At 56.9% G+C, this 14,567-nt stretch carries 10 protein-coding genes and 1 tRNA gene; 7 read left to right on the plus strand and 4 right to left on the minus strand.

Translation table 11 applies throughout. The features are described from left to right. Positions 1-95: 95 nt before the first annotated feature. The gene (locus ABIE11_RS05855; RefSeq protein ID WP_429184113.1) at positions 96-2,798 is read right to left on the minus strand and encodes a cation-transporting P-type ATPase; all 2,703 of its coding nucleotides are present in this window, start codon (positions 2,796-2,798) and stop codon (positions 96-98) included. 51 nt (positions 2,799-2,849) lie between these two features. Next, positions 2,850-3,281 (minus strand): universal stress protein, encoded by a 432-nt coding sequence (locus ABIE11_RS05860; RefSeq protein WP_409255277.1) that lies wholly within the window; start codon positions 3,279-3,281, stop codon positions 2,850-2,852. Between the two features lie 276 nt (positions 3,282-3,557). Here ABIE11_RS05860 and ABIE11_RS05865 point away from each other — a divergent pair, with 276 nt between their 5' ends. From ABIE11_RS05865 to ABIE11_RS05880, 4 genes are read left to right on the plus strand one after another with little or no spacing between them, the layout of a single operon-like run. Then, positions 3,558-3,740 carry a hypothetical protein gene (locus ABIE11_RS05865; protein WP_429184114.1) on the plus strand — a complete coding sequence of 61 codons (183 nt, stop codon included), beginning with the start codon at positions 3,558-3,560 and terminating at the stop codon, positions 3,738-3,740. A 57-nt stretch (positions 3,741-3,797) separates the two neighbouring features. Then, positions 3,798-4,883, plus strand: a complete 1,086-nt coding sequence (locus ABIE11_RS05870; RefSeq protein ID WP_429184115.1) for an efflux RND transporter periplasmic adaptor subunit — start codon at positions 3,798-3,800, stop codon at positions 4,881-4,883. Then, positions 4,883-7,945, plus strand: coding sequence for an efflux RND transporter permease subunit (locus ABIE11_RS05875; protein WP_429184116.1), 3,063 nt, complete (start codon positions 4,883-4,885; stop codon positions 7,943-7,945). Before ABIE11_RS05870 ends, ABIE11_RS05875 begins: the two co-directional genes overlap by 1 nt. Before the next feature lie 38 nt (positions 7,946-7,983). Further along, complete coding sequence (locus ABIE11_RS05880; protein WP_429184274.1) at positions 7,984-8,907, plus strand: acyltransferase; 924 nt, start codon at positions 7,984-7,986, stop codon at positions 8,905-8,907. A gap of 25 nt (positions 8,908-8,932) precedes the next feature. On the opposite strand, the gene pagP is transcribed toward ABIE11_RS05880, so the two are convergent. Continuing rightward, positions 8,933-9,508 (minus strand): lipid IV(A) palmitoyltransferase PagP, encoded by a 576-nt coding sequence (gene pagP / locus ABIE11_RS05885; RefSeq protein ID WP_376747757.1) that lies wholly within the window; start codon positions 9,506-9,508, stop codon positions 8,933-8,935. Positions 9,509-9,731: 223 nt separating this feature from the next. Between pagP and shiA the strand changes: the two genes are divergently transcribed. The 3 genes from shiA to ABIE11_RS05900 all read left to right on the plus strand — a co-directional run bounded on the left by shiA (position 9,732) and on the right by ABIE11_RS05900 (position 14,364). Continuing rightward, positions 9,732-11,045, plus strand: coding sequence for a shikimate transporter (gene shiA / locus ABIE11_RS05890; RefSeq protein ID WP_429184117.1), 1,314 nt, complete (start codon positions 9,732-9,734; stop codon positions 11,043-11,045). Positions 11,046-11,121: 76 nt separating this feature from the next. Continuing rightward, positions 11,122-12,576, plus strand: coding sequence for an AMP nucleosidase (locus tag ABIE11_RS05895; RefSeq protein WP_429184118.1), 1,455 nt, complete (start codon positions 11,122-11,124; stop codon positions 12,574-12,576). A 15-nt stretch (positions 12,577-12,591) separates the two neighbouring features. Beyond that, positions 12,592-14,364, plus strand: a complete 1,773-nt coding sequence (locus ABIE11_RS05900; protein ID WP_429184119.1) for an aminopeptidase P family protein — start codon at positions 12,592-12,594, stop codon at positions 14,362-14,364. A 95-nt stretch (positions 14,365-14,459) separates the two neighbouring features. Here ABIE11_RS05900 and ABIE11_RS05905 read toward each other — a convergent pair. Further along, positions 14,460-14,535 (minus strand) — tRNA-Asn (locus ABIE11_RS05905). Positions 14,536-14,567 lie beyond the last annotated feature (32 nt).

Here is a 14,567-nt window from a genome sequence, read left to right on the forward strand (position 1 = left end):
TTTAAGGTCAAATTTATTTATCCAACACACGGTTGGGACTTTCTCATACTTTGGAAAATAAAAGGCCTGCATAATGACAGGCCTTTTTATTACTGTTAATTCTCTTGCGTCGCATCCACCCGCCATCTACGGGTCAACGGTTTTTCAATTTCGACAATCAGGAACATCGCGAAGCCGATAATAAAGGTAATGACCCAATAGCGGAACGGAAGTGACTCGGTGCCGAACAGCATCTGCATAAACGGCGCGTAGATAATCAGCAGTTGAAGTACCAGCAGCACCCCGCTGACTATCCAGATCCCGCGATTGGCCAGCAGGCCTTTACTCAGGGAGAAGCCGTCGGAGACACGGCAGTTCAGCATGTAGAACCACTGGGCGGTCACCAGGGTCTGCAACAGGACGGTGCGAATAAACTCCGGTGAATAGCCGCGCGGTTGTAGCCAGGCTTCCAGCACAAAGGCACTCACGGCGATCATCGAGCCGACAAACACCACGCGCCAGATAGCAAATCCGTCCATGACATGCAGGTTCGGGTTACGCGGTGGGCGTTTCATGATATTCCGCTCCCCCGCCTCAAACGCCAGGCCAAACGACAGCGTGGCGGATGTCGCCATGTTCATCCACAGGATCAGCACCGGCGTCAGCGGAATTAAGTTCCCGGCAAGCAGAGCGATGATAATCAGTAAGCCCTGCGCCAGGTTGGTGGGCATAATAAAGAGAATGGTTTTTTTCAGGTTATCGTAAACCCGACGGCCTTCGCGAACCGCGCTGGCGATGGTGGCGAAGTTATCATCCGTGAGCACCATATCCGCCGCTTCTTTGGTCACCTCCGTCCCTTTGATACCCATGGCGATACCGACGTCAGCCTGTTTCAGCGCAGGCGCATCGTTAACCCCATCGCCGGTCATCCCGACCACCTCTTTCTTACTTTGCAGCGCCTGCACCAGGCGGAATTTATCCTCCGGGCTGGTACGGGCAAAAATATCATAGCTCTGCGCCGCTTCGCTCAACTGCTGGTCATCCATGACCTCCAGCTCACGTCCGGTAATCGCGTTCCCGGCATTGCCAATTCCCAGCATTTTGCCGATGCTCATTGCCGTTTGCGGGTGGTCGCCGGTAATCATTTTCACGCGAATGCCCGCCTGAAGGCATTCGCCAATAGCGGTAATGGCTTCCGGACGCGGCGGGTCCATCATTCCGGCAATACCGAGCAGAATCACCCCCTGCTGCAAATCCGGATGGTCCAGCGTCGTTTGATCAACACCTGCCGGCTTCCAGGCTGCCGCCACCATACGTAAACCTTCCCGCGCATACTCTTCAATCTGCGCTTCCCAGTAAGGTTGATTCAGCGGTTGCAGCCCGCTTTCCGTCTGCTGATGCTGGCACAGCCTGAACAGCACGTCCGGCGCACCGGTAATCAGGATCATCTCTTCATCGCCGATGCGATGGAGGGTCGACATGTATTTATACTGGGAATCAAACGGGATTTTGCTGCGCAGCTCAGTCTGCAAAGGCGGCAGCGGCACTTTGGCGGCGAGCACCTTCAGCGCCCCTTCTGTAGGGCCACCGGTAATTTTCCACAGCCCCTGTTCGTCTTTCATCAGCTGGCTGTCATTGCAGAGATCGATCGTGCGCAGATAGCGCTCAAGCAGCGAGCCGTGAGTCACCACCACCGGTGTCGGGTCGTCAATCGGGTGAATATTCCCCACCGGCTCATAGCTATCACCTTCGACACGATAGATTTTCTCCGCCGTGATCACCGCTTTCACCGTCATCTCATTCATGGTCAGGGTGCCGGTTTTATCTGAGCAGATTACCGTCATCGCCCCCAGGGTTTCGACCGTCGGCAGTTTGCGGATAATCGCTTTCTGCCGCGCCATGGTCTGTACACCCAGGGAGAGAATAATCGAGATAATCGCAGGCAGACCTTCCGGGACCGACGCCACCGCCAGGCTGATGAGCGATAGCATCAGCTCGGAAACCGGCATATCGCGGAACAGCAGGCTGAAGACGAACAGCGCCGCCATCATTACCAGGATAATAATGAAAATGGCTTTGCCGAGCTTATCCATCTGCACCAGCAGCGGCGTGCGGTGCTGTTCAATATCCGCCATCATCTGGTTGATATGACCCAGCTCCGTGTCGCCGCCCGTCGCCACCACAATGCCTTTGCCGCCACCGGCGCTGACCGTGGTCCCGGAGAACAGCAGATTGGTGCGATCCCCCAGCGGCAGCTCCCCTTCCAGCCTCTCGGTGCTTTTTTCCACGACGGTAGACTCCCCCGTCAGAATCGCCTCCTCCACCCGCAGGTTGTGCGCTTCAAGCAGCCTTAAATCGGCAGGAATTCGATCGCCCGCGCGGATCACCACGATATCCCCCGGCACCAGTGCAGTGGTCGGGACCGTTTCATGATTGCCGTGACGAACCACCACCGCTTCGCTGGAGAGCATATTGCGAATGCTCTGCAGGGATTTTTCCGCATTACTTTCCTGAATGTGGCCGATGAGGGCGTTGATTACCGCCACGCCCAGAATCACCAGCGTATCAACCCAATGCCCCATTACGGCGGTCAGCAGCGCTGCCGCCAGCAGGACATAGATCAGGACATCTTTAAAGTGCGCTAAAAAGCGCAGCCAGGCGGGTTTGCCGGGTTTCTGCGGCAGGGCATTTTCACCGTACTGCGACAGGCGCGCCGTCGCGTCCGCCCCGCTGATGCCATCTGGGGTACTGTTTGTTTGTGCCAGGGTTTCTTCTACGGAGAGCCGGTAAAAGGGCTGGACCGGTTTTTCTGTATTCATTCTTCCGTCCTCAAGTCCTGCAACGAAAAACGCACACTGTCACTTTCGTTCTCAGCGCACGACAAAAACCGGCACGTGGGCATAGCGAACAATATTGGCCGCATCCGAGCCGAGCAAATGGGTCTGAATATTCGGGTTGCGCGAACCGATAATGATCACCTCTGCCATCAGCTCGTCGGCGAGCTTCGTCACCTCATCGCGCACGTTGCCGCTGCGCACGTGAAAATGGAGCCGATCGGCTGCGAAAGCGGTTTTCTGCGCCAGAGCAGTGAGTTTTTCTTTTGCGTTATTAATCATATAGTCGTCCATCTTTCGCGCGTCGGAAATAAACCCGCGCGTCAGTTCCGGCGAGAATTTTGGAATCACATGCAGTAAATGGATATCAGCGGAAGCCGCCTCGGCGAGAAACTGTGCGTGAGCCAGCGCCTTATCGGCCAGCCCGATTTCATAGACATCGACCGGGACCAGAATATTTCTGTACATAGTGAGCATCCTTTAATTACCAATAGAATATGTAATGAATAACGCTACGGGTCATGACACACAGGGGAATAAGCACCACAACCGGGTACAAAGAAATGAACGGGATGCTATTAAACGTAGCACAGGACACTCGGTATTTTCTGACGACTGACTAATCTCATGAAAAATAATAAATTAACGTTGAGTTCTTTCGCATATCTCATTCAAAGGTAGCAATTTCATCTGCCTGCCAATTTTAGGCGCTGTTTAACCTTTTCCCGCTTCACAGGCTATGCTTTGCTTAAACATCCGCGACTGACGCTGCATGAGCCGCACTGGCTTACCGGCGTTGAGATCCTGGGAGGAATGATGTTTGGATATAGCCTGATTCGCCTCGCGTTGTTTATTGTGCTGGCCATTGTGTCCAGCGCAGCCGTAGGACTCTTTACGTATCTAATGGTATCCGCCTTCGCCGAATAAAACCGTTCAAGGTAAGTATTCGTAATAAATGGCGTTTTTATTTATTAGGGGAATAGTGTGAATCGTTACGTTTCGCTTATACCGGCCCTTATTCTTGGTATCACCGCCTGCGATCAAAAAGCGCCAGATGTTCCGCCTCAGCCGAGAATGGTGAAAGTCGCCACGGTGATGGATGCAGGCCAGGCGCAACAGCGCGTCTTTCCGGCAAGAATTGAGTCCGGCGATGCCACCGACCTCTCCTTTAAGCGCGGCGGACAGATTGAAACGCTCGATATTCGCCAGGGCACCCCTGTGAAACAGGGCCAGCAGCTGGCGAGCCTCAATGCGCGCGAAGCCCAGCAACGGGTAAGAGACCGCCAGACCTCGGCCACGCTTGCCCAGCGCCAGTTCGATCGTTTTCAGACGCTGGCCGGACGCCAGGCGATCTCCAAAGCCGAGATGGACGTGCAGCGCGCTACCCATGATTCCGCCAATGCCGCCCTAAAAATCGCCCAGGAAGAGCTGAGCCAAATGACGCTCACCGCCCCTTTTGCAGGCACCGCGGCAAGCGTTCAGGTACGTAATCATCAGGTGGTTGCTGCCGGACAGCCGATCGTGACCCTGACCCGAACGGATCTGCTCGACGTGGTGTTTAGCATTCCCGAAAACCTGTTCAAAACCCTGGATATCCGTAACGCTGATTACCGCCCGCTGGTGAAAATTAACGCCCTGCCGGGGCGCGAATTCAGCGCGGTCTATAAAGAGCATACGGGCAGCAGTGACAGTAATACCCTCACCTGGCAGGTGATTTTAACCATGCCGCGCCCGGATGATTTCCCGGCTGTCGGCGGCGTTAGCGGCACCGTGACGGTCAATCTGGCGAATCTTCCGGCGGGCGCGGGGCGCATTGCGCTGGTTGTGCCGGTGGAAGCGGTGTTCAATCCGGATAACAGCCCGCGCAACGAGCCGCACGTATGGGTGGTCAAAGGCGAGGGGGATACGTTGCAGCTGGAAGACCGCAAAGTCGCGGTCGGACAAGTTACCGCTCAGGGAATTATCATTACCGACGGGCTGAAGGCCGGAGAGCGCGTGGTGGCTGCGGGCGTCGGCGAACTTCACGCCCAACAGCCGGTGCGGATCTGGACCCGCGAGCGAGGCCTGTAATGGATATCTCTCGCCAGTTTATCGATAACCCCATTCGCGTCTGGCTGACGGTTCTGCTGCTGGGCGTCGGCGGTATTTTTGCGCTGCTGAACATTGGTCGCCTGGAAGATCCCACGTTTGCTATCAAAACGGCGGTTGTCATCACCCACTATCCCGGCGCCTCGGCCCAGCAGGTGGAAGAAGAGGTCACGCTTCCCCTGGAAAATGCCCTGCAACAGTTGCCCTACCTCGATAACATCAGCTCGATCTCGTCAAACGGGCTGTCGCAGATCACCGTGAATATCGCCTCGCGCTACCACTCCAACGAACTGCCGCAAATCTGGGATGAGCTGCGCCGCCGGGTGGGCGACGCCTCGCGCCAGTTTCCACCGGGCGTGGTAACACCGTTCGTCAATGACGACTTCGGCGATGTGTTTGGTTTTTTCTTTGCCCTCTCCGGCGATAATTTTACCAACCCTGAGCTGGCCCAGTATGCCGATCAGCTGCGCCGCGAGCTGGTGCTCATCCCCGGCGTCGGGAAAGTGGCGATTGGCGGTGCGGTTCCGCAGCAAATTAACGTCGACATTTCGCTCCCCAAAATGGCGGCGCGCGGAATCACTCTCGGACAGATTTCAACCCTGCTGGGGCGGGTAAACAGCGTCGCCAACGCCGGGGAGATCCTCTCCGGCAGCGAATCCATTCGCCTGCACCCGACGGGCGAATTTGAAAATCTCGACGAACTCGGCGACATGATTATCACCCCGCCCGGCGTCGGGGCCGCGACGCGCCTGCGCGATATCGCCACCCTTTCTCGCGGGCTGACGGTGTCGCCGTCGAGTATTTACCATGCCAATGGCCGCCAGGCCGTGACCATGGGCGTTTCCTTCATTCCGGGCGTCAATGTGATCGACGTGGGCCACGCGCTGGAGGCCAAACTGCAGCAGATGTCAGCGGAAAAACCGGCGGGCATCAACATCGATCTGTTTTACGATCAGGCCGCCGAAGTGGGCCACTCGGTGAACGGTTTTATCATTAACTTTCTCATGGCGCTGGCGATTGTGATCGGCGTGCTGCTGATTTTTATGGGATTACGCAGCGGCATCATTATCGCCCTCTCGCTGGCCCTGAACGTGCTGGGCACGTTGCTGATCATGTACCTCTGGGGTATTGAGCTACAGCGAATTTCCCTGGGCGCGCTGATTATTGCCCTGAGTATGCTGGTCGATAATGCGATTGTGATCGTCGAAGGGGTGCTGATTGCACGCCAGCGCGGCTCCACGCTGATGACCGCCATTAACTACGTCATTCGCCGCTCCGCCCTGCCCCTGCTGGGCGCGACGGTAATCGCCATTCTCGCCTTTGCGCCGATTGGCTTATCCCAGGATTCCACAGGCGAATACTGTAAATCCCTGTTCCAGGTGCTGCTGATCTCCCTGCTGCTGAGTTGGTTCTCGGCGCTCACCATCACGCCGGTGATGATCAAGTGGTGGCTGTTTAAGGGGCAGAAAACCGCTGACGCCCCTGCGGATGCCGATCCCTATAATCAGCGGTTTTACCGCCTGTATCAGCATATGCTCAACGCCCTGTTGCAGCGCAAAGCCATTACTCTGGCGCTGATGGTGGTTCTGCTGGCGGCCGCTATTTGGGGGTTTGGTGCAGTCCGGCAAAACTTCTTCCCGTCGTCGAATACGCCCATTTTCTTTGTCGACCTGTGGCTTCCCTACGGCACGGATATCGCGCAGACCGAAAAGATCACAAGCGAAATTGAAAACTCGATCAATGGCCAGCCCGGCGTGGTGACCACCGTCTCAACGATTGGTCAGGGGAGCATGCGTTTTATTCTGACCTACAGCGGCCAGCGCCAGTACAGCAATTACGCGCAGATCATGGTGCGCATGGACGATCAGAGAAATATCGCCGCCCTCACGCGCCACGTTGACGACGATATTGCCCGGCACTATCCCGAAATTAACGCCAGTACCAAACGGGTGATGTTTGGCCCGTCCGGCGACAGCGCCATCGAAGTGCGCATCAAAGGGCCGGACCCGGACCGGCTGCGCCTGATCGCAAGCCAGGTGGATGCGATTCTCGCACGCGATCCGGCCACCGACAGCGTGCGCAATGACTGGCAAAACCGCAGCAAAGTGATTCGCCCTCAGTACGTTGCGGCATCCGGGCGCGAGCTGGGGGTGGATAAACAGGATATCGACAACGCACTGGAGATGAATTTCTCCGGCAGCCGCGTCGGGCTGTATCGGGAAGGCTCCGATCTGCTGCCGGTCGTCGTGCGCCCGCCGGAAAGCGAGCGCCAGGACGCAAACCATCTGAACAACGTGCTGGTCTGGAGTCAAAACCGTCAGCAGTATATTCCCCTGAGCAACGTGGTGAGCGGCTTTGCCCTTGAGTGGGAAGACCCGCTGATCCTGCGCCGGGACCGCAGCCGGGTGCTGACAGTGCAGACCGATCCCGACCCGCTCAGTCAGGAGACCTCCGGCGATATTCTGGCGCGGGTAAAACCTGACATTGACGCCCTGCCGCTGCCGCACGGCTATAGCATCGAGTGGGGCGGCGACGCGGAAAACTCCAGCGAGGCGCAGCAAGGTATTTTCACCACGCTGCCGCTGGGTTTCATGGTGATGTTTATTATCACCATTCTGATGTTTAGCTCGGTGAAAAACGCGGTGGCGATCTGGCTGACGGTGCCGCTGGCACTGATTGGCGTGACGCCGGGCTTTTTACTCACCGGCATTCCCTTTGGCTTTATGGCGCTCATAGGTCTGCTGAGTCTGAGCGGGATGCTCATTCGTAACGGCATCGTACTGGTGGAAGAGATCGAGCAGCAGAAAGAGCACAAAGCGCAGTACCAGGCGATTGTTGATGCCGCTACATCACGTTTGCGCCCTATCCTGCTCACCGCTTTCACCACGGTGCTGGGCCTCGCTCCGCTGCTGCGCGATGTCTTCTTCCAGAGCATGGCGGTGGTGATTATGTTCGGCCTGGGCTTTGCAACCATCTTGACCCTGCTGGTCCTTCCGGTTATTTATGCCTGTTTCCACCCCACGGAGAGGGAACGACCCCAATGAACCCCACAGGGCTGAACATCATTAAAACGCTGGGATGCATGACGGCGGTAACGTTTTTCACGCTGTACCACACCTGGGATCGCTACGATTACGATTACCACTGGATCCTTGGCTTTCTCACCTTTATCTCAACCATCGCCACCCCGCTGTTTTTTGTGGTGGCGGGATATCTGGATGCCCAGTCGCGCCACGGCTCGCGCTGGCAGCTCGATAAAATCAAAGCCGTGGTGATGGTTTTTCTGTTCTGGATGACGGTCTATTATTTGTGGGAGCCGTATCAGCGCGGGTATTTAATTCAGCCGTGGTTTGTTTTCACCTTTATCGTGATTTACACCTTCCATCCGCTGATCGAGTGGCTAAGCCAGCGGCGCAACCTGTTGATTGGCGTGACCTTCGCCCTGCTAATCTTTGCCTATAGCTATGATTTGCTGTCGGCACTCTACCCGGACAAACATTTGCTCTCGCTGCCCCCGCAGTACCGGCTCTGGACCTGGCTGCTGTTCTATCTCACCGGCCAGATCTTCTTCGACCCGGTTATTTCCGCCTGGATCAGCAAGGGTAAGGTCGTGAAAACGGCCATTGCGGCCATTCCGGTGATTTATCTGTTCACCTGGTTTTATGAGCAGCACTTCTTTTTCGCCCTGTTCAAGGCGGATCGAAACGCGTTCATTCTGACCGGCTCCCAGATTTATATCCTGATTGTGGCGCTGGTGATTGCCGCTAACGGCGTGCGTTTTCGGAAAAATATCGAATTCAAAGAGGCCATTTTAGCCGCCGTCAGCAAAACGATGACCGGGGTGTATATTCTTCACTACTCCGTGTTTCATCTGCTCACCTCGCTGATCCCGGTGACGTCACTCACCACCAAACTGCTGCTGATTGCGCTGACGTTTATCGCCTCGGTGCTGATTTCAATGCTGGCCCTGTCAAACTCGGTGGTGAAAAAGATCATCACCCTTTAATCAGTGGTGGCGCTGCGCCTCGCAGCTAAAACCCGTAACGCAACCAGGCAAACAGCACGTTGCCGTTGTTATAGGTACCGGGAATATAGGTGAACTGCACGTTTAGCCGTTTATACCCGGCCGAGAACAGCGGCAAAACAATCGGCAGCGGCACATAGTTGGCAAAATCCTGGCGGGCGGTGATCCCCGCCGTCACGCCCAGTCCGAGGCGAAAATCGCGCGCATTATCGAGATACCAGCCTTTCTCCCAGCCGTAGCCGATAATCGGCTGCCATTCGTTATGAGAGTCTTTAAACATCATCGCGTAGAGGGAACTCCAGTTCCCCGCTTCGTTATAACGGGACACGCCAAACCCGCCGCCCCACGGCGTTTCATTGTATTTATCGGTTTTCTCTTTATCGTACATAAAGCGCGCATGCCAGCTCAAAAAGGGCAGATAGAGATCGTAGTTTTGCGGGTCGTTCCACGTCTGGGAGACATCGCTGGTAAGATTGTTCCACCAGCCGGTAATGCGCTGTTCCCCGTAAACGCCCGGTTCAGCATACAGGGGAGCCACAAACCACATCAGCATAATGAGTAAGACAATCCGAATCGGGTGCATCATCATTCCCTCAGCAAAATCGTTCTGCGATAAGTATTACTGTAACCCCTTTCTGGAAACTCCTTCGCCGCGTTTTGGAAATTTTACCGCCCAGGAGGGATAAAATTGTTTTCGCCTGCTGCCTGTCGGGGTAGTCTCATTGTTCCCGTCTCTCTGACGGGGACGATGTGAGCAACCTTTTAGCATACTAATAATTAGAAATTTGGTACTGACAGGACAAAAAATGGACTCCACCCTCATCTCCGAACGCCCCAACGAGGAGACACCATCGCTTAATCGCGCCCGACGCGCTGCTCTTGGAAGCTTCGCCGGTGCCGTCGTCGACTGGTATGACTTTCTGCTCTACGGCATCACTGCCGCTCTGGTGTTTAACCGCGAATTTTTTCCCCAGGTCAGCCCGGCGATGGGCACGCTCGCCGCGTTTGCCACCTTTGGCGTCGGCTTCCTGTTCCGTCCGTTAGGCGGTGTGATTTTCGGCCACTTCGGTGACAAGCTGGGCCGCAAACGGATGTTAATGCTCACGGTCTGGATGATGGGCATCGCCACCGCGCTGATCGGCATTCTGCCCTCCTTCGACACCATTGGCTGGTGGGCACCGGTATTGCTGGTGACCCTGCGCGCGATTCAGGGCTTTGCCGTGGGCGGCGAATGGGGCGGTGCGGCGCTGTTGTCCGTCGAAAGCGCGCCGAAACATAGAAAAGCCTTTTACAGCAGCGGCGTGCAGGTGGGGTATGGCGTTGGCCTGTTGCTCTCAACAGGGCTGGTGTCACTCATCAGTTCGCTCACCACCGACGAGCAGTTCCTGAGCTGGGGCTGGCGCATTCCGTTCCTGTTCAGCATTGTGCTGGTGCTGGCCGCCCTGTGGATCCGCAACGGCATGGAAGAGTCCGCCGAATTTGAAAAGCAGAAGAGCGAACCGCCGGTGGCGAAAAAACGCCTGCCGGTGATGGAAGCGTTGCTGCAGCATCCCGGCGCCTTCATGAAAATTATCGCCCTGCGCCTGTGCGAACTACTGACGATGTATATCGTCACCGCCTTTGCCCTCAATTATTCGACACAAAACCTCGGCCTGCCGCGCGAGCTTTTTCTGAATATTGGTCTGCTGGTCGGCGGAATCAGCTGTCTGACGATCCCCTGTTTTGCCTGGCTGGCGGATCGCTTTGGTCGTCGCCGCGTGTACATCACCGGGGCGCTGATTGGCAGCCTCAGCGCCTGGCCGTTCTTTATGGCGCTGGAAGCCCAGTCAATGTTCTGGATTGTGTTCTTCGCCATTATGCTGGCCAATGTCGCCCATGACATGGTGGTGTGCGTGCAGCAACCGATGTTTACCGAGATGTTTGGCGCAAGCTATCGCTATAGCGGTGCGGGCGTCGGCTATCAGGTGGCGAGCGTGGTGGGCGGCGGATTTACGCCGTTTATCGCCGCCGCCCTCGTGACCTTCTCCGGCGGAAACTGGCAGAGCGTGGCGGTCTATCTGCTGGCGGGCTGCCTGATCTCCGCGATGACGGCGCTGCTGATGAAAGAGTCTCACGAATGATGTCCTGACTTTTTTTTCACATGTGGGTGACATACTATCGAGTGACGTCGCACATCTGTGGATCAAGGAGACAGACATGAATAATAAGGGCTTAAGCCTGACACCTGCTCAGGCTCTGGAAAAGCTGGAGGCGTTGTACGATCAATCGGTTAACGCCCTGCGCAACGCCATTAGCGAGTATATTGAAAACGGAACGCTTCCTGATGAAAAGGCCAGAATCGATGGCCTTTTTGTTTATCCCTCGCTTTCGGTGACCTGGGACGGCGGCACCACCACCACGCCAAAAACCCGCGCCTACGCACGCTTTACCCATTCAGGATGCTACTCCACCACCGTTACCCGCCCTTCCCTGTTCCGCCCTTATCTGGAAGAGCAACTGACGCTGCTGTATCAGGATTACGGCGCCCATATCGCCGTAGAGCCGTCGCTGCATGAAATTCCTTACCCGTACGTCATCGACGGCTCAGCGCTGACGCTGGACCGTTCCATGAGCGCCGGGCTGACGCGCCATTTCCCGACCACCGAGCTGTCGCAGATTGGCGATGAGACCGCCGACGGGATTTACCATCCTGCGGAGTTTTCTCCGCTGTCGCACTTCGATGCCCGACGCGTCGATTTCTCCCTGGCACGCCTGCGTCACTATACCGGGACCCCGGTTGAACATTTCCAGCCCTTTGTGCTGTTCACCAACTACACCCGCTATGTAGATGAGTTTGTGCACTGGGGCTGCAGCCAGATCCTCGACCCGGACAGCCCGTACGTGGCGCTCTCCTGCGCGGGCGGGATCTGGATCACCGCCGAGACCGAAGCGCCTGAAATGGCGATTTCCGATCTGGCGTGGAAAAAGCACCAGATGCCCGCCTGGCACCTGATCACCGCTGACGGCCAGGGGATTACCCTGATCAACATCGGCGTCGGCCCGTCGAATGCTAAAACCATTTGCGACCATCTGGCAGTGCTGCGCCCGGACGTGTGGCTGATGATCGGCCACTGCGGTGGGCTGCGTGAAAGCCAGCTGATTGGCGACTACGTGCTGGCACACGCGTATCTGCGCGACGACCATGTTCTCGACGCCGTGCTGCCGCCTGATATCCCCATTCCAAGCATCGCCGAAGTCCAGCGCGCCCTGTATGACGCCACCAAACAGGTGAGCGGAATGCCGGGTGAAGAGGTCAAACAGCGCCTGCGCACCGGGACCGTGGTGACGACCGATGACCGTAACTGGGAGTTGCGTTACTCCGCCTCCTCCCTGCGCTTTAACTTGAGCCGCGCGGTGGCGATCGACATGGAAAGCGCCACCATTGCCGCCCAGGGCTACCGTTTCCGCGTTCCGTACGGCACGCTGCTGTGCGTTTCCGATAAACCGCTGCACGGTGAGATTAAACTTCCGGGCCAGGCCAACCGCTTCTACGAGGGGGCGATTTCCGAGCATCTGCAAATCGGTATCCGCGCGATTGATTTACTGCGTGCGGAGGGCGACAAGCTGCATTCGCGCAAACTGCGTACCTTTAACGAGCCGCCGTTCCGCTAAAAACAAGGATTACTCATGCACACCTCATCACCCCTTACGGCGCTTCGCCAGTGGCTACTGGAAAACAACCTCGACGGCATGATCGTGCCGCGCACGGATGCGTGGCAGAGCGAATACTGCGCACCGCATTTCGAAAAACTGGCGTGGCTGACCGGCTTTGACGGCTCTGCGGGGCTGGCGCTGGTCCTTAAAGATCGCGCCCTGCTGTTCGTCGATGGCCGCTATCAGGTGCAGGCCCGTGTGCAGGTCAATATGGATGATTTTGCGATCCATCATCTGCACAACGAACCGCTGGCCCAGTGGCTGGAAAACAACGCGAGCGCAGGCGTGCGCATCGCCTTTGATCCCCTGCTGATGACCCATAACGAGTATCAGCAGCTTGCCGCCACCGCCTGTGAATTTGTCCCGCTTGAGACATCGCCTTTCGACACGCTCTGGACCGACCGCCCTGCCGCTCCGGCAGGCTTGATCCGCGAAATGCCGGTGGCAATCAGCGGTGAAAGCAGCGTCGAAAAACGTGGTCGTGTGGCGCAGTTGCTACAGGATAACGGCGCGGATTATCTGGCAGTAACCATGCCAGATAACATCGCCTGGCTGTTGAACGTGCGTGGCTGCGACATCCCCACCAGCCCGGTTCCGCTTTCGTTTGCGCTGTTGAGCCGCACGGGCGACGTGGAATGGTTCGTTAATGGTGACAAAATCCGCGATCTGCCCGCCTCAGCCCTGGAGGGGATTGTCGTCTCGCCGCAGGATGATTTTGTGCCTCGCTGCAAGCAGCTGGGTGAAGGCAAGCGCGTGTGGCTGGATGCGGATTCCGCGCCCGTCGCGCTGCGTTTTGCGATTGAGCCGCAGGGAGAGATCCTCTGGCAGGCCGATCCGGTGACGCTGATGAAGGCGAATAAAAATCCGGTCGAACTGGAAGGCTATCGCGAATGCCACCAGCAGGACGGCGCCGCCTGGGTGAATTTCCTCGCCTGGCTGTCTCACGAAGTCCCTCAGCGCGAGGCCACGGGCAAGCCGCTGACCGAGCTGGAAGCGCAGGCGCAGCAGTTGGTCTTCCGCGAACAGCAGCCTGGTTTTATCGAGCAGAGCTTCGAGACGATTTCGGCCTCCGCCAGTAACGCCGCGATGTGTCATTACCACTCCAGCGCAGCATCAAACAAAGCGATCACCAGCGGGCATTTCTACCTCAATGATTCGGGCGGCCAGTATCAGAACGGCACCACCGATGCGACCCGCACGCTTGCGTACAGCAAGCTGGATCCGCAGCAGCGCCTGCACTATACCGCCGTGCTGAAAGGCTTTTTATCCCTGATTTCACTGCAATTCCCGTCGGGCACGCAGGGGCATCAGCTCGATGCGTTCGCCCGCCGTCCGCTGTGGGAGCTGGGGCTGGATTACGATCACGGTACCGGCCACGGCGTGGGGCATCAGCTGCTGATCCATGAAAATCCGCAGCGTATCGCCAAAAAAGTGAATCCGTGGCCGCTGGTGGCCGGGAATATTATTACTATCGAGCCAGGGTATTATCAGGCCGACAGTCACGGTATTCGCATTGAGAATCAGGTGGAGATCGTGGAGAGCATGCCAGGCTTCTGCAAGTTTGCCTCGCTGACACTGATCCCGATTGATTTGAGCCAGGTGGAACTCGCGCTCCTGACCGAGCAAGAGAAGCAGTGGCTGGATGATTACCATCAGCAGGTGCGGGATGTGTTATCGCCACGGGTGAACAGCGATGCGCGTCCGTGGCTGTTTGAAGCGACGGCTCCGATTCGCGTGAACCGATAGCGCGTCGTGTTGCCCGGTAAGCGAAGTCGCTATCGGGCAATTTCCCTGAACGCAGAAAAGCAAAAAGCCTGCTGTAAAAGCAGGCTTTTCAAATTTGGCTCCTCTGACTGGACTCGAACCAGTGACATACGGATTAACAGTCCGCCGTTCTACCGACTGAACTACAGAGGAATCGTGTGAACGGGGCGCATATTATCGACGCC

Origin of the sequence: Lelliottia sp. 489, assembly GCF_050435885.1 — a bacterium.
GTDB lineage: Bacteria > Pseudomonadota > Gammaproteobacteria > Enterobacterales > Enterobacteriaceae > Enterobacter > Enterobacter nimipressuralis.

Bases quoted from the DNA above. Each gene is read 5' to 3' on its own strand.
- ABIE11_RS05855 (WP_429184113.1), bottom strand. From the start codon at position 2,798: ATGAATACAGAAAAACCGGTCCAGCCCTTTTACCGGCTCTCCGTAGAA.
- ABIE11_RS05860 (WP_409255277.1), bottom strand. From the start codon at position 3,281: ATGTACAGAAATATTCTGGTCCCGGTCGATGTCTATGAAATCGGGCTG.
- ABIE11_RS05875 (WP_429184116.1), top strand. From the start codon at position 4,883: ATGGATATCTCTCGCCAGTTTATCGATAACCCCATTCGCGTCTGGCTG.
- ABIE11_RS05880 (WP_429184274.1), top strand. From the start codon at position 7,984: ATGACGGCGGTAACGTTTTTCACGCTGTACCACACCTGGGATCGCTAC.
- pagP (WP_376747757.1), bottom strand. From the start codon at position 9,508: ATGCACCCGATTCGGATTGTCTTACTCATTATGCTGATGTGGTTTGTG.
- shiA (WP_429184117.1), top strand. From the start codon at position 9,732: ATGGACTCCACCCTCATCTCCGAACGCCCCAACGAGGAGACACCATCG.
- ABIE11_RS05895 (WP_429184118.1), top strand. From the start codon at position 11,122: ATGAATAATAAGGGCTTAAGCCTGACACCTGCTCAGGCTCTGGAAAAG.
- ABIE11_RS05900 (WP_429184119.1), top strand. From the start codon at position 12,592: ATGCACACCTCATCACCCCTTACGGCGCTTCGCCAGTGGCTACTGGAA.